This is a genomic window from Candidatus Thermoplasmatota archaeon (assembly GCA_038884455.1).
Lineage (GTDB): Archaea > Thermoplasmatota > E2 > DHVEG-1 > DHVEG-1 > JAWABU01.
The window spans coordinates 60,991-76,891 of the sequence record JAWABU010000001.1 but is presented as its reverse complement, the minus strand read 5'-3'; the positions used below and the strand labels follow the sequence as shown (position 1 = coordinate 76,891).

The 15,901-nt window shown below is 39.5% G+C and carries 16 protein-coding genes; 9 read left to right on the top strand and 7 right to left on the bottom strand.

Annotated elements, in window-relative coordinates; translation table 11 throughout:
• Nucleotides 1-174 precede the first annotated feature (174 nt).
• Nucleotides 175-1,611, top strand: coding sequence for a hypothetical protein (locus QXL17_00360; protein ID MEM4257593.1), 1,437 nt, complete (start codon nucleotides 175-177; stop codon nucleotides 1,609-1,611).
• Nucleotides 1,612-1,625: 14 nt separating this feature from the next.
• Here the strand turns inward: QXL17_00360 and glnA are convergent, their stop codons facing one another.
• Nucleotides 1,626-2,921: a type I glutamate--ammonia ligase gene (gene glnA / locus QXL17_00355; protein MEM4257592.1), complete on the bottom strand. Its 1,296-nt coding sequence runs from the start codon at nucleotides 2,919-2,921 to the stop codon at nucleotides 1,626-1,628.
• 141 nt (nucleotides 2,922-3,062) lie between these two features.
• On the opposite strand from glnA, the gene hsp20 reads away from it, so the two are divergent.
• The 3 genes from hsp20 to QXL17_00340 all read left to right on the top strand — a co-directional run bounded on the left by hsp20 (nucleotide 3,063) and on the right by QXL17_00340 (nucleotide 4,995).
• Nucleotides 3,063-3,623 (top strand): archaeal heat shock protein Hsp20, encoded by a 561-nt coding sequence (gene hsp20, locus QXL17_00350; GenBank protein ID MEM4257591.1) that lies wholly within the window; start codon nucleotides 3,063-3,065, stop codon nucleotides 3,621-3,623.
• A gap of 106 nt (nucleotides 3,624-3,729) precedes the next feature.
• Nucleotides 3,730-4,821, top strand: coding sequence for an HD domain-containing protein (locus QXL17_00345; GenBank protein ID MEM4257590.1), 1,092 nt, complete (start codon nucleotides 3,730-3,732; stop codon nucleotides 4,819-4,821).
• A gap of 3 nt (nucleotides 4,822-4,824) precedes the next feature.
• Entirely contained in the window at nucleotides 4,825-4,995 is a 171-nt protein-coding gene (locus QXL17_00340) for a methytransferase partner Trm112 (protein ID MEM4257589.1), read from the top strand.
• Here QXL17_00340 and QXL17_00335 read toward each other — a convergent pair whose 3' ends face one another.
• Nucleotides 4,996-7,110 (bottom strand): ATP-dependent DNA helicase, encoded by a 2,115-nt coding sequence (locus tag QXL17_00335; protein ID MEM4257588.1) that lies wholly within the window; start codon nucleotides 7,108-7,110, stop codon nucleotides 4,996-4,998.
• Between QXL17_00335 and QXL17_00330 the strand changes: the two genes are divergently transcribed.
• From QXL17_00330 to QXL17_00320, 3 genes are all read left to right on the top strand, one after another.
• Nucleotides 7,090-7,926, top strand: coding sequence for a class I SAM-dependent methyltransferase family protein (locus QXL17_00330; GenBank protein MEM4257587.1), 837 nt, complete (start codon nucleotides 7,090-7,092; stop codon nucleotides 7,924-7,926). The two genes, QXL17_00335 and QXL17_00330, sit on opposite strands and share 21 nt — an antisense overlap.
• 3 nt (nucleotides 7,927-7,929) lie before the next feature.
• Nucleotides 7,930-8,445 carry a DUF367 family protein gene (locus QXL17_00325; GenBank protein MEM4257586.1) on the top strand — a complete coding sequence of 172 codons (516 nt, stop codon included), beginning with the start codon at nucleotides 7,930-7,932 and terminating at the stop codon, nucleotides 8,443-8,445.
• Between the two features lie 115 nt (nucleotides 8,446-8,560).
• On the top strand, nucleotides 8,561-9,973 hold the full coding sequence (locus tag QXL17_00320; protein MEM4257585.1) for a CoA-binding protein: 1,413 nt from the start codon (nucleotides 8,561-8,563) through the stop codon (nucleotides 9,971-9,973).
• Here the strand turns inward: QXL17_00320 and QXL17_00315 are convergent.
• The 5 genes from QXL17_00315 to QXL17_00295 all read right to left on the bottom strand — a co-directional run bounded on the left by QXL17_00315 (nucleotide 9,942) and on the right by QXL17_00295 (nucleotide 13,561).
• The gene (locus QXL17_00315; protein ID MEM4257584.1) at nucleotides 9,942-10,280 is read right to left on the bottom strand and encodes a hypothetical protein; all 339 of its coding nucleotides are present in this window, start codon (nucleotides 10,278-10,280) and stop codon (nucleotides 9,942-9,944) included. The genes QXL17_00320 and QXL17_00315 overlap by 32 nt on opposite strands.
• Nucleotides 10,281-10,338: 58 nt before the next feature.
• A complete protein-coding gene (locus QXL17_00310; protein ID MEM4257583.1) occupies nucleotides 10,339-10,932 on the bottom strand; it encodes a CDP-2,3-bis-(O-geranylgeranyl)-sn-glycerol synthase in 594 nt (197 codons plus the stop codon).
• A gap of 51 nt (nucleotides 10,933-10,983) precedes the next feature.
• Entirely contained in the window at nucleotides 10,984-11,490 is a 507-nt protein-coding gene (locus QXL17_00305) for an ArsR family transcriptional regulator (protein ID MEM4257582.1), read from the bottom strand.
• A 183-nt stretch (nucleotides 11,491-11,673) separates the two neighbouring features.
• Nucleotides 11,674-12,777: a molecular chaperone DnaJ gene (gene dnaJ / locus QXL17_00300; protein MEM4257581.1), complete on the bottom strand. Its 1,104-nt coding sequence runs from the start codon at nucleotides 12,775-12,777 to the stop codon at nucleotides 11,674-11,676.
• 58 nt (nucleotides 12,778-12,835) lie between these two features.
• Nucleotides 12,836-13,561: an A24 family peptidase C-terminal domain-containing protein gene (locus tag QXL17_00295; GenBank protein MEM4257580.1), complete on the bottom strand. Its 726-nt coding sequence runs from the start codon at nucleotides 13,559-13,561 to the stop codon at nucleotides 12,836-12,838.
• 143 nt (nucleotides 13,562-13,704) lie between these two features.
• Between QXL17_00295 and cysD the strand changes: the two genes are divergently transcribed.
• Together cysD and QXL17_00285 are read left to right on the top strand one after the other, a co-directional pair.
• A complete protein-coding gene (cysD, locus tag QXL17_00290) occupies nucleotides 13,705-14,616 on the top strand; it encodes a sulfate adenylyltransferase subunit CysD (GenBank protein MEM4257579.1) in 912 nt (303 codons plus the stop codon).
• A gap of 2 nt (nucleotides 14,617-14,618) precedes the next feature.
• Complete coding sequence (locus QXL17_00285) at nucleotides 14,619-15,884, top strand: GTP-binding protein (GenBank protein ID MEM4257578.1); 1,266 nt, start codon at nucleotides 14,619-14,621, stop codon at nucleotides 15,882-15,884.
• Nucleotides 15,885-15,901: the final 17 nt, after the last annotated feature.

Here is a 15,901-nt window from a genome sequence, read left to right as displayed (position 1 = left end):
ATGTTGTAAGATTGATTCCATATATGAATTTGTTTATTCAAGATATTTTCTTACGATGTAGAGGTTCATTACATGTCAGCTTCACGAGTATCTTTTCTCAGAAGATATATGAGGTATCAAAAACAATATAAACAATTTCATGATAAATACTATGTTGTAGGGGGTTTATCAACAATGAAACATCAGTTCTATCTCTGGGTTAGTATTGTGGTTTGTTTTTTCCCTGGGGTGCTGAGTGTCTCCTCAAAACAGATTGTCCAACCATGTTTTTCTGAGGATTATGATCCTTTAGTTGATGTTGAAGTAACTGTTCAAATCCAAAAAATCCGTGCGTTGGATAAACAAGATTTCCAGGTATTCCAGCGATCGTATGTTGACCGAACCAGTGATCCTGATTTCTGTGTAAAGATTATCATTAATGATGTTGAATTTGTGAGTACTATCTGGAGAGATACTACATATATCTACGAACCTGATTTTTCAGCAACGCTTAATGTTCCTGATGATCAAGAATTTGTAACTGTTAAAATTCAGTTGTGGGATTGGAATGACGATGGGGATGTACTTTGCGATATCGGCAATCAAACCGATGATGTGACCCTTAGCTATAGTATCAAGACCGGTCGTTGGACTGGTGATGATAGGTATGGAGATCCAAGTGGATACGGTCGTTTGAATGGCTGCGATGATGGGCATATTTACGGAGGACGACGAGATGCTGAACTCTGGTTTACCATTTTTCAAAATGATTTTGATGGTGATAGTGCACCGTATTGGGTGGAGGTTTATGAATATTCAACCAATCCTGAGATAGATGATCGTGCTACTGATATTGATCATGATGCTGTTCTTTTTTCCTGGGAACATTATTGGGGTTATAACCCTGGAACTGCTGAAAATCATCAGACAATGGATCCTGATCATGATAGTTTAAACAATATTGAAGAGTATCTCACCTTTCAATGGGGTTCAGATCCATTTCGAAAAGACCTCTTTGTTGAACTTGATGAGATGGCAGGACCTGATGGAATACGACTTGTTTTTCCCCCGGAGGCAAAAGAACTGCTGTATACTGCATATAATCGCTACAATATCGTGTATCATCTTGATGATGGGTCGTGGGATCAAACTGGGTCTGAAATGGTTCCGTATCAAGCAGCAAGTAACTGGGATGATCTTGATATGATCTACTATAACTATTTCCTGCATGGTTCTGGGGATAACTGGCGGCGCGGTGTTTTTCACTACGGTGTTCTTGTGTATAATTGTGTTGTTGCGGGTGGGAATGCGTTTGGTTCGAATCGTTTTCAAATCTCTGCAAAGTTTCTTGAGGAAAAAGCAGCGTTACCGCTCTTACGTCGTGATATTGTTTATGCAAGCGCCTACATGCATGAAACCGGACATACGCTTGGTTTTTATCCAATTGGTGGCCATGATGAAAACAGTAAGTATCCCTGGCAGCTTGGCTGGTGGAAATGGCGTCCGTATAAAAGCTGCATGAACTATGGATACATGTATCAAATGGTTGATTACTCAGATGGCTCACGGCCGGTGAATGATTTTAATGACTGGGAGAGAATGGATTTAATCTATTTTGAGCGAAACTGGTGACTCTTCTTGCTTTGTTAGCAGTGGAAATATAACTTGTATTCAAGGTCGGTAATTTCAGCGATGTACTGTTGCCATTCTTTGATTTTTGTTTCAACAAATAATTCAACAGCATCTTTTCCAAGTGCCTGCGTAATGATTGAATCACTCTGCAGTTCTTCGAGTGCCTCATGGAGATTTGTTGGTAATTTTTTAATACCAAGTTTGAGTGATTCTTCACTCATTTTGTAGATGTTTTTTTCAATGGGTTCGTAAGTTATCTTCTTTTTTATACCGTCTAAACCTGCATAAAGAATTGTGGCAAAGAAGAGATATGGGTTTGCTGCAGGGTCACCATTTCGAATCTCAACATCAATGTTTTTTCGAGCAGGAATGCGAATAAGACTACTTCGGTTATGTTGCGCCCAGGCAATATAAATTGGGGCTTCAAAATTTGGGATGAGTCGTTTGTATGAATTTAATGTTGGATTTGCAATTGCTGCCATTCCTCGAGAATGGTCAAGGATTCCCCCGATGAAATAGCGTGCGGTTTGGCTGAGGTGATAGGGATCTGATTCATCGTAAAACATATTTTTTTGGTTTTTGTAAAGTGCAACATGAGCATGCATACCGCTTCCAGCATCAGTTGAAAATGGTTTCGGCATAAAGGTAACGACAAGGTTAAATTTTTGAGCAATGTCTCTTGTGAGAAATTTGAAGTAGATGCAGTAATCAGCTGCGTCGAGAACGTCCATTGATTTTATTTCAACTTCATGTTGATGTTTTCCTGATTCATGGTGATGATATTTGACGTTGATGTTGCTTGCGAGGAGATATTCTGATACTGTTTTTCTGAAGGTTTTTACATTATCAAAAGGAGACGAGGTAAAATATCCTTGTTTTTCATTTGTTTCATACAGTTCATCGTTATGCTCATCAAAAACATAGAATTCCATTTCAGGGGAAAATTTAATCTCATCAAATCCACTCTGGATCACGTTGTTTTTTGCTTTCTGGAGGATGAATCGAGGATCTCCAAAAAAAGGTTGTTTTGTTGTGTCATAGACGTTTCCGATAACTCGTGCTTCTCCTTGTTCATGAGGCAGAACTAAAAATGTTGACAGATCAGGTATGATCAACATATCTGACTTTTCAACCTTTGCCATACCAACTGAGGATCCATCGAAACCAATGCCATCAGGGATAACTTCTTTTAGAAAGCGTTCTACCGGGATATGTAATACTCGCAGTCGACCGATCAAATCGGTAAAATGGAGTTGTATCCATTGGATGTTATGCTGCTTGATCTGTTTTTCATGTGCGGTTTCGGTCATAGTAGTTCCCTGGTATTAAGATGGTGATACATAAGTTTTTATAGAGCTTTATATTTAAAAGCTACAAAAGAACGATCGGAAGGTTTAAATAGAAGTTCTTATAAGTATTATATCGAAAAAACAAGACAGGAGGCAAGAACTATGGATCCTTTTGAAGATGATGATCGCAAACGAAAAAATCCATTTGATTTCATGAATGACGATGACTTTGAACGTATCTTTGATGAAGTACAAAAGATATTTGAATCGACCAATTTTAAAGAGATGATTGAAGATATGTTTAAGAGTAATTTCGATCCGAATAAGAGATTCATTCATGGGTTTAGTATCAACATTGGTCCTGATGGAAAACCAAAAATCCAGGAATTTGGTAATATCCCCGTCAAAACAGGCGGTGGCAAGCCAATGCTGTCACCGGAACAAGAACCCTTAACTGACATTATAGAATGTGACGATGATATTGCTATCACCGTCGAAGTACCCGGTGTTGATAAAGATGATATTGATCTGAATGTCAGTGAAGATACTGTCGAGATCGATGTTCGAGCACCTCAGCGGAAATATCATAAAATCGTTGATCTTCCCAGTAAAGTCAAACCAAAATCAACCAAAGCGACCTATAAAAACGGCGTCCTTGATATTGTTCTTGAGAAGAAAGATAAGAAAAAGGGCGGTTCTGGGTACAAGGTCAGCATTGAATAACAACAACCATTTTCTTTTCTTTTTTTATTAGTTCTTGGCGGTAAAGGAAAAGTGTTTAAACTACTGTTCTTTTCAACAATGCTATGAATCTGTGGAGATTAGAGGAATGACCGACATTTACCATTATGATAAGAAAAAGGATGAACAGACCATTATTAACGTTGATAGTGGTCGACGGAAAAAAGAACAATTCATCGAAAATTTACGAGAGGGTGACGCAATTAACGATTTTTTTGCAGTAAAACTGAAGAAACCACCAAGATCCTATAAAAAAGGAGTGTTTTTTGAATTTATCGCGTCTGATAAAACCGGCGAAATACCTGTGAAATTCTGGGGTGGAGATAATAAAGAGCGTGTGAAACGGATTTTTGATAGTTTTTCAGTCGGTGATGTTGTTCAAATTCGTTCTGGTATGACTGAACTATATGAAGAGAAACCACAGATATCAATTAATGAGAATACGGGCGGTATACGCCGGTGTTCCCTTTCTGAATACGATGTTAGTGATTTTATTCGTTCTCTTGATGAAAATCAGATCGCATCGTTATATGAGATCGTCAAAAAAGAGATCAAAGAAATCAAGAATGAACAGTTAAAAAATTTACTCCATATGTTTTTTGATGATTCCGTCTTTGTTAAGGAATATATCCATGCCCCATCCGCGATTACCAACCATCATAACTATGTTGGAGGAAATCTCCAACATGTGGTGGGCGTTCTCCAGTTATGTAAACATATTGTTGATATGTATCCCAGCATAAACAAAGATTTATTGATTACTGGTGCGATTCTGCATGATGTTGGAAAAATAAAGGAATATAAGTATGGTGCAGCGATTGATAAATCAGATCAGGGGATTTTCATCGGTCATATCATCATAGGTGATCGGTTAATCCGAGAAAAAATAGCTCTGCTCAGAAGTCAGAAAAAAGTTTTTTCTGAAGATTTAGAAAATCATTTGAGTCATCTCATCCTTGCGCATCACGGTCGATATGAATGGGGTTCACCGCGATTACCGAAAACCATTGAGGCTTGTGTGTTGCATTATGCTGATCTGATGGATTCCCAAGTGAAGAATTTCATGCAAAATCTTGATGAGGCAAGGAAAAACTCTGATGAAGACTGGACGTATATTTTTGATTCTGATCTTGGAAAAAAACGAGCATTCTACCTCGGTGATGTCAAAGGAGGAGAGTAGTACATGAGAAAAGAGATTCTTGATATCTTGTGTTGTCCGGTCTGTAAAGGCAATCTTACATTAACGGTTACTTGTGAGGAAAATGATGAGATACTGTCAGGGTCTTTTTTTTGTGAAACCTGTAATGTTTCGTATCCGATTTCTGACGGTATTCCTGATCTTCTTCCCCGTTGATCATTTTTTAGGGGTTTTTTCATTGATAAACTCATGGATCTCTTGGGTTATGTTTTCTGATTTTGTGAGATCGTCAAGATATCGTTTGAATCTGACTGCGCGTTTGTCGAGAATGACTGCAACACCGCGATCGTGTTCATTTCTGATGAGTCGGCCGATTGCTTGCAGGATTTTACGAGTCGTTGGCGCTTCAACTGTGTACTCCCATCCTTTTCTAAATTTTAATTCATAGTATTGTTGTAAACCACGTTGCCGTGCTGTTGGTTTTGGGTAGGGGATTCCAACAAGGATTGCAATTTCAAGTTGTTCCGCAGGAAAATCCATACCTTCGCTGATGCGCCCTCCCATCACAGAAAACATGGTTGCTCGGTTTCTTTTTTGTTGTCCGCAGATTTTAAACTCGCTTACTAGTTCCATAAGTGCATACTGAGACATGGTTTGCTCTTCGATGAAGATATGTCGTTTGATGTCATTTAGACAACCTGTATTCTTAAACGTTGCAAGCGTATTGAAACTTGGGAAAAAGACGATGGTATTTTTTGGGAATGTATTGCAGATTTCAGTGATATAGCTCCAGATACGCGGGAGGATAGTTTTATCACGAGCGAGATCTTCATACCGTGTTGTCACATCGCTGGTGTAGAGTATTTTTCGGTTTTTTTTCGGAAAGGGTGATGGATAGATCATGAGCGAGGTGTTTTTTGGCAACCCCAGGGAATCACGGTATTCTTCAAGTGGTTTGAGTGTTCCAGACATATGAATTGAAGTATGAAAGTGATTAAGGATTTCAGTTCCAAGAGATGGATCAAGGCAATACGCTTCAATGTGGGGATTTAAACCATCCTCTGAATCGACAATCAGTTTGATGTACTGATGCATTTCTAGAGTTGTCCAAAACGATAAAAAGATACCGAGCTTGTGGAGATATGACCGTGGGAGTTTTCCATCTTTTTGTCGGTATTCCTGGATTTTTTCTCCATAGGCGATGAGGTCGCTGATAATGTCCTGCAGGCTCGTACTGGTTATTTTGAACCGGGAGAGTAGTTCTGCTTCGAGTTCATGGGTTGGAATAAAAGCATCTTTATTTTCAAATTTAGCGTTTTTTCGTAGGTCGTTTTCTAAAATTTTATAGATGTACGTTGAACGGAGATCATTGATGATGTCTTGGAGGGTTGAACAGAACTGTGAAACAGAGATCGATCCGTTGAGAAGTGTTGGATCTCCATATTTTTCGAGTTCGTACGTACAGCTCTTGAGCATATTCATGCTGAGTTGTGCTGAGAAGAGCTCTCGTAGATAATCTGGGAGATTGTGAGCTTCGTCAACAATGAGTATCGTATCTTGTTCTGAGATCGATAACCAGTCAAAAAGTTTTATTCGAATGGCTGTATCAAAAATGTAGATGTAGGGAACTACAATAACCGTTGCATGTTTAATGAGTAGTTTATTGAGTTCGTAAGGACAGATTCCTTTGTTTTCACAGTATGCAACAAATTCCTCCGCTGTAGGTAAATGCTGGTGTGTATAGGTGAGAATTTCGTCGATTTTTTCTTGATTTCCAATAAATGTTTTGTAATAGGGACAGCCGGTGTTTTTCTTTTTTTGAAGTGTTTTTTTCTTTTGTTCTGCACAAAACTTCGATAATTCTTCAGATGTTCCATTTCTGAGTTCTTGATCTTTTTGTGCAAGGATACATAGGTTTGCTCGTCCTTGGAGTGCAACTGCATATACCTGGGTTGCTGGTTTTTTCTTTTTGATTGCTCGAACTTCGAGGATGACTTGCTGCTGTTGTGCATTGGTTCGTGTGGTATAGATAATCTTTTTTTGGTGTTCTAATGCGTAGGTTACTGTTGCTGCAAGGACACATATTGTTTTTCCTGAACCGGTTCCTGATTCAAAGACAAGATGGTTTTTTGTCTGGAGTGCTTTGCTGATATCGTTGATGATGTCTCGTTGATATTTTCGGAACTGGTAGGGAAATAGCTGCATAACTCTTGGTGGAATAGTAATGCTATACATAAGAGTTGTTGGAGGTGGTGATGATTTCTTTTGAAGACTTTTTATAAGTGTTTTCGATTCGCAATTTTGAAGTGTATGGATTCTCCGTTTGAACATATTAAAAAGGTACTGCGATCACAGCTTTCTGATGATCAGATTTCTTGTTTACCTCGGAGATGGGAAAAAATTGGTGATGTGTTGCTCGTGAAATATCCTGCATGTTTAAAGGGATATGAGGAGCAGGTGTGTAAGGTGTATGCAGAGGTGTTGCACTGTAAAACAGTGCTTGATGACGTTGGCGGTATATCTGGAGTGTATCGTGAGCCGCAGGTACGATTATTGTATGGCGTTCCTGATACCGAGACGATTCATCGGGAGCACGGCATCCGTTTTAAGCTTGATCCTCAAAAGGTTATGTTTTCTTCAGGAAACATGCATGAGCGTCGGAGGATGGCATATATTTCAAACCCTTCAGAATGTGTTGTTGATTTGTTTGCAGGGATTGGTTATTTTTCACTACCTATGGCAAAATTTAGCAAACCTTGGAGGATTATTGCGTGTGAGATCAACCCTATTGCATTTCAGTATTTACGTGAGAACATTGTTCTCAATCATGTTACTGAAATTGTGAAACCAGTTTTCGGGGATAATCAGACGTGCGCCCCACGACTGTGTGCTGATCGTGTGATCATGGGGTATCTTCATGGTACACATCGGTTTTTGTCGGTTGCATTGTCTTGTTTGAAGCCATCTGGTGGGGTTATTCATTTTCACGGTATTTATTCTGATGAAGAGGTACCTATGAAACCGTTTTCATATATTCAAGAAGTTGCACGTCAAAATCATAAACAAGCAACGTTACTTGGACAGTATGTGGTAAAATCCTATGCTCCTGGTGTTATTCATGGTGTGCTTGATGTGGAGATACGATAGGTTATGAATCAACCATTCCGTCTGATTGTGTATCATGCAGATGAAGACGATCCGAAGAAATGTACTGCGAAAAAGCTATCTCGTTTTGGGTATGTTACATTAGAGAAAACAATGGCAGGTATTCCTCGGAAGGCGGTGGTGTTGAATCCGTTTGCGCAGAAATGTTTTTCAGCTGAAGATCGTTTGGCCGCAGCTCGCCATGGTCTTGTTGCTGTGGATTGTTCATGGAAGCATGTAGAAGATACGTTTTCTATTCTTGACGTTCGGTGTACTTCTCGAGCGTTGCCGTTTCTTCTTGCTGCGAATCCCGTGAATTATGGAAAACCGTTTCAATTATCAACAGTTGAGGCGTTTGCTGCAGCAGCGTATATTCTTGGAGATGTTGATCTTTCTCGGTTGCTTCTTTCGTTATACAAATGGGGTCCTCAGTTTTTGGTGTTGAACCATGAGTTGCTCGAGGGATACCGGAGGGCGAAAACAAGCGCAGAAATTGTTCAGCTTATGAAATCATATCTTTAAACAGAGATATATGAATATATATCTTTTTTCAGTATGTTTAAGTAATAAGAGCTGTTGTCGTTTGTAATTATTCTAGGTTATTTAGTGTACGAGATACAAAGGAGGAAATCAAGTAATGAAAATACCGCTCGAATCATTCTTTAAACCAAAAAGTGTAGCTGTTGTCGGTGCATCAAAAAATCCAACAAAAATCGGACATGCATCTTTAAAAAACATCCTCATTTCAGAATATTCATGTAAGCTTTATCCGGTGAATCCAAATGAAGCAGAGATTCTTGGTCTAAAATGTTACAAAAAATTGACGGATATTCCAGGTCCGGTCGAACTAGTTATGATTGCAGTTCCTGCTCCGTTTGTTACCGATGTTGTCAGGGATTGTGTCCAAAAAAAGGTAAAATATATTATCATCATCTCCTCAGGTTTTAGTGAAATTGGCAACCATGCTCAAGAAGAAGAAATCAAAAAAATCGTTGAAGGAACCGGCATTCGTATCCTTGGGCCAAACACCATGGGTTATAAAAACGCTTCGGATAGTTTGGATGTATCGTTTGTTTTTGGTATGCCCCGGAAAGGAAGGCTTGCTTTGATTAGTCAAAGTGGAGCCCTCGGTATGGGTATGATCTACCTTGCCAATAATGAGTTCGTTGGACTCTCAAAAATTATCGGTGTCGGCAACAAAATCGATATCGATGATGTTGATCTTATCGATTATTTCAGTAAAGACCCTGAAACGAAAGTTATCGGTATGTACATTGAAGCAGTAAAAAACGGCCGGCAATTCATGAATAGTATTCATGCCTGTGACAAACCTGTTTTAGTCGTGAAAGCAGGACGGAGCGCGGCGGGTGCTCGTGCAACTGCCTCGCATACCGGTTCTATGGCAGGTAGCGATGAGTTGTACAGTGCTGCAATTAAGCAAGCGGGTGGTATTCGATGTCGTGATCTCGTCGAACTCTTTGATATGGCACGTGCACTCGATGGCCAACCGCCTGCGTGGGGAAACCGCATAGGTATTGTTACCAACGGCGGTGGTCTTGGGATTATGCTGACCGATGCTTGTGAGGCAAATGGTTTAACGATTCCAAAACTTTCATCAAAAACCTATAAGAAAATTCAAAAAATATTGCCACCCTTGGTGAATCCGAACAACCCTGTTGATCTGGTTGCTGATGCAGGATTTTATCGCTACTATGAATCAACACTTGCTTTACTTCAAGATCCGCATATTGATGGTGTTATTGTTGCATCGGTTCATGCGGGGTATGCTCGACCACGTGAATATACTGGTGCGATTTTGAAAATGATTAAAGAACAGCAACTCCATGAAGAGTATCAGAAACCAATTCTTGGCTGTTGGGTTGGTGGAAAAGAATTTGAAGACCTTGTCCTTGATTTGAAATCTGCAGGTGTTCCAATTTATCCTTCTTCATGGCGGTGTGCTCGAGCGATGACTGGATTATTTTTAGAAGGCGAACGAATTAAACACGAACGTGGTGTTACTCGTCCACCCAGTCGACGCCGAGGATAGTTTTCCAGTTTGGTTTTTTTGCTTTCCACTGGTTTACGGTTTCTTTAGAGATGCAATTTCGGCAGAGTCCGATGATGCTATAGTAACAAGAAATGCACACAGAGTTACCACATTTGATACATATTGCTTTTGCTTGATTAACTCCGCAAGCCCGACACATTCCTTCTGGTTTTCTTCCTTCGAGGTGATGTTCAATTTTCTGTGATAGGATTTGTTGATCTGTTTCAGAGAGCCATTGTTTTAATGCTTCGTTCATCGCTTGTTTTGTTGTGGTCTTTTTCTGGCTTTTTTTCGTTTGTCTACTCATACTCCTCCCGAGAATTGTACCAATGGAAAAACAGTATTCATCCTCTTATAGTTTATGTTTATTTTTTTGAGGTTCGTATTTTTTTATTGAGTGCATTTGCAGTTATATGGATAAACGGTGTTACTACTAAGAGAATGACGATATGCCCGACGGTAAGGTTGCTCGTGAACCAATTTTCTTTGGTGACTCCCGTAATAGCAAGTATACTACTGAGTATAAAACAGAGTGTTAATGCTCCGAGGATAAAGTCGAGTTGGTCAAAAGGAATCCAGTCGGATCCTCGTTCTTTGCCGAGTCGCCGTTTAAAAAAACTCTCGACGATATCTCCAAGGAGCGCACCAAAACAAAGTGAAAACAAGATAGGAATCATGAGGGGAAATGCAGAAAAATCAGTTAGATGCAAGTAGGAGTACTCAGTTTGATTGATGTAAAATGCTGCTATGGAGAGAGCGAAACCGACGATCATCCCAAGGAAGGTGCCAAGCAGTAAGCCTCTCCAGGTTTTTCCATCTCCAAGGATACGTTTTCCATCACGCCATATTTTGTGAAAATCAACCGGCGTTCCACCACCGACCAAAACAGCACTTGCATTGGCGACATACACAGGGATGATGATCCAGAAGGTTTGTATGAGTATGGTTGTTACATCCATTTCGTAGGATAATCAGATATGGTTTTAAAAGTGTTGTTAAAAAAATTAGCATCACTCTTGTTTTCTCGTTATCTTTAGTCCGGTATAGTTGAACTTATTTGATCGTTTGACCAATGCTTTTAATGCGGTATTTGATATTTTGAATGCCTCTGAAACTTTATTTCCAAATGCTCCAGTTTCTCCGATAAAATCATAGATTTTTGATTCGAGTTCTTCGAATTGTTTATCGTCAAGAGAAGAGATGTTAAATATTTCACTTATCTCGTTTACCGGGCAAGATATGTTGATGTTGAAAAGGGAATAAAAAGAGCGGTACATCTTTTGTGGTTTTCCTTCGATTCCTTCATCAGGGGTTGTCCATTTTGTTTCTGCTAGTTTCATTTTATCAAAAAATTCTAGAGCATCTCTTCCTTCTTCGCCGTATTTTTCAACAATCATGCTTGTCGGGGTCCAATCTTTTAAAATTTCGTAGAATACTTCTTTTTTGACGGGAGAGTCAAACGCTCGAATTATCGAGACAAGATCAACAGAATCATTAATCACTTTTGTACGAATCATACCTCATCATCTGGATATCTGGTTGCGATAGTAAATCATTATCTCTCATATTTATAGTTTTTGTATCATATTAAATTTATTTAAAAAATATTATTTTAATTTTATATTTATATAGAGAATAACGAAAAACAGCTCTGTCTGAAAATATACTTCAAGAAAACCGTTGTGTAAAAGAAAACTGCTTTATTCAGAACACTCTTTGTCAAATTCTTCGAGGAGCATACGAGCTCTCCGGGATAACCGTTTTGGTGTTTCAATATGAACCTCAACATACATATCACCAAAACCACTGCCCCGTAAGTACGGCATGCCCTTTCCCTTTAATTTGAACATATCTCCACTCTCAGTTCCTTCGGGGATCCGAAGTTCTTCAGAACCTTGTAATGTAGGAATCATCTTTTTACCGCCGAGAGCCGCAAGGGGAAAACTAATTTTTACTTTCTGATACAAATCAGATCCTCTTCGTGTCAGAAACGGATGCTCTTTGATGTGAACAACAATGTATAAATCGCCGTTTACACCGTTACCTGGTGCAGCTTCTCCTTGTCCCGCAAGTCGAAGTTGCGAGCCGTCGTCAATACCGCGAGGTATGGTAATCTCTATCTTACGAGTCTTTTGTACGACGCCGCGTCCTCGGCAATTTGGGCATCGTTGTTCAATAAAAGTACCTTGACCGTTGCATCGAGGACATACGGTGACCTGGGTAAATAAACCAAAACCAGTACGCTGGGATCGTCGAATCTGCCCGGTCCCATCACATTGGGTGCATCGTTGTGGACTTGTCCCTGGTTTTGCACCACTTCCGCCACATGTGTCGCATGGTTCTGAACGGGGGATATCAAGTTCTGTTTGCATCCCACGATATGCATCTTCTAACGTAATTTCGATATCATACCGGAGATCAGATCCTCTTCGAACTCGTTCTTGTCGACTGTATCCCCGGCGTTGACCGAAAAACTGTTCAAAGATATCATCAAAACTACTGAACCCAAAATCAAATCCCATACTTCTGAAAATATCGCTGAAATCGGTACCTCTGAAAATATCATCTCGTGTGTATTGCTGATCAATTCCTGCATGACCATAGGTATCATACATTTTTCGTTTTTCATCGTCGTAGAGAACAGCATATGCTTCAGAAATCTCTTTGAATTTTTCTTCTGCATCTTTTTCTTTGTTTTTATCAGGATGATATTTTAATGCGAGTTTACGGTATGCTTTTTTGATGTCCTCTTTTGAAGCATTTCTGTCGATTCCAAGAATTTCATAGTAATCTCGTTTTGTCATAGCTCGCAGACTGGTAATGAAAAAAAGGTATATATGTATGTTCTTCTTGTTGTTATTGTTATACAAGAGAATATATCAAAGCTGATAGAAGGTCTCCAAGGATAAAAGTGGTGATAAAACCAGCAAGCATCGGAATCATAAATGGTATTTTTGGGGTAACCCAGAGTGTTTTGATTCCTTGTTCGTCGAACTTTTTAAGATGTTCCTCAATGTCTTCTTCTTGTGGTTTGTAGGAGAATTTTCGTTTTCCGTCGACTATTTTCTCGAGAGGCCAGACAAATGTTTGCCGTGCCCGTTCGACCGATGTTTGATAACCAAGCAGACAATAGGGGAATTGGAGATTTCTCTTTATGGTATTATAGATCAATAAACTAATAGGGATTATCAGAAAGAGGAGTACCGAATTTGAAAAGATGATCCAGGATCCTGGCATAGTTATTGGCCCGCTATCAAGAATTGGAAATGATGCGATGACCGGTTGAATAGGGACAAGGATTGCAAGCGCCATAAATGCTTTTGCATCAGCTCCTCCGAAAATTACTCGAAGTTGGAACAGAAGATACATAAGGCCGATAAAGAGAGGGATGAAGATGAGCATAAAGATATTGTCAAAACCAATCATGATATACTGGATGATGAGCAGAATCGTTCCAACCCCTCCGATGATGACCCAGAGATAATTTGCTGCCCGCCTGGTTTTAATATCGGTGTACGATGCGTAGAGAAGTACGAGCGATCCTGTTATAAATCGGATGATGTTTAGTATCATCAGTTCATTTGTCATAGGTCCTTGTATAGTTTTTCTGGATTATTAAGATACCTTTTTTGGAGGTGGGCTTGGCAAGACGTTTTCAGTTGTCGAAATGCGCTTTTTTTTACAAAAAACAAACATATATAAATATGTTGATACTGAAGTACTGGCAAATTATGACTCGATATACTTTAAATCATATGGAGAAACTAGAGTCAGAAGCAATATATATTCTTCGTGAAACTGTGGCACAGTTTGAACGCCCTTGTTTGTTATTTTCAGGGGGAAAAGATTCAATTGTCCTTGGAATTCTGGCAAAAAAAGCATTTCATCCTGCACCCATTCCTTTTCCCTTTGTTCATATCGATACCGGTCATAATTTTCCAGAAACCATAGAGTTTCGAGATGCATTCGTCAAAAAACTGGGAGTACGGTTGATTATAGGATCAGTACAACAATCAATTGATGCAGGACGAGTTCATGAGGAAACAGGTCGGTATGCGAGTAGAAATCTGTTACAAACAACGACATTGCTTGATACGATCCATCAGTATAAGTTTGATGCAGCAATTGGAGGAGGAAGAAGAGATGAAGAGAAAGCACGGGCAAAGGAACGATTTTTTTCTCATCGAAATGATTTTGGTCAATGGGATCCAAAGAATCAACGTCCTGAACTTTGGGATCTATACAACGGACGAAAACATGCCGGGGAACATTTTAGAATCTTTCCGTTAAGTAATTGGACTGAGCTTGATGTTTGGCAATATATTCTTTGGGAAAATATCGAAGTACCCAAGATTTATTTTGCTCATCAGCGAGAGTGTATTATTCGAGACGGTGTCATTTATGCGTTGTCTCCGTTCCTACATCTTGATGATCATGAGAAGAAAAATGTGAAATCAATGCTTGTACGTTGTCGTACCGTTGGAGATATGACATGTACTGGTTTGATCCAGTCACGAGCAGTATCCATCAGAGAAATTGTTGATGAGATTGCGCAATCTCGGCAGTCAGAACGGGTGAGTCGAGGTGATGATCTGAGATCTGAAAATTCAATGGAAGATCGGAAAAAGGAGGGATATTTCTAATAATGACTCAGCGAAACTATGCTGAAATGGAGTTACTTCGGTTTACCACTGCAGGAAGTGTTGATGATGGGAAAAGTACGTTGATTGGGCGATTGTTATACGACAGTAAAACTATTTTTCAGGATCAACTCAGAAATCTTGAGCGACTCTGTGAGCAGCGCGGAGAAACATTAAACCTTGCATTGTTAACCGATGGTCTTCGGGCAGAACGTGAGCAGGGGATTACTATTGATGTTGCCTATCGATATTTTGCTACGCCGGTACGTAAGTTCATCATCGCTGATACACCAGGACATATCCAGTACACCAGAAATATGGTTACTGGTGCATCAACGGCAAATCTTGCTGTGATTTTAGTTGATGCTCGAAATGGTGTTGTTGAGCAAACTCATCGACATATTTTCATAGCAGCATTATTGCAGATACCTCATTTTGTGATTTGTATCAATAAGATGGATTTAGTAGATTATCAACAGGAAGTGTATCAAAAGATCAAGAAGGATATTGAGGATTTTGTCGTAAAACTTCAGGTAAATGATATTTCTTTTATCCCGATTTGTGCGTTGCATGGTGATAACATTGTTGAACCCTCCAAGAATATGCCGTGGTATAAAGGTCCAACACTTATGTATCTGCTTGAAAATATCCATATAGGTAGTGATGAGAATTTGGTTGACTGTCGATTTCCGATACAATACGTGATTCGCCCTCGATCTGAAATGTATCATGACTATCGAGGGTATGCAGGAAAAATCGCAAGTGGTGTGTTCAAACCCGGGGATCGTGTTAAGGTATTGCCGTCCGGTTTTTCAACTAAAATTAAAACAATTGAATCCCCTTCTGGGTGTGTTCAGGAAGCTTTTCCACCGATGTCAGTTGTTATGCAGCTTGAAGATGATATTGATGTGAGTCGTGGAGATATGATTGTCCGTGAGCATAATCTACCAACTGTCAGTCAAGATATTGATATGTTGGTATGTTGGATGAGTACACGTCCGTTGATCTCTGGGAAAAAGTATAGTATTCGCCATACAACTCGAGAGGTTAAAGGAATAGTTACGTCGATTTACTATAAAATTGATATCAACACCTTGCATCGCGTTGAACAGGTTGAGGAGCTTAGTTTAAATGAGATCGGTCGGATCAAGATTCATACTTCGCAACCGTTGTTCTTTGATAGTTACCGACGGAATCGTTCTACAGGTTCTTTGATTCTTATTGATGAGCAGACAAATGAGACAGTTGGTGCTGGGATGATCAGAGAGTAAACATGAAGAGTAAAAAG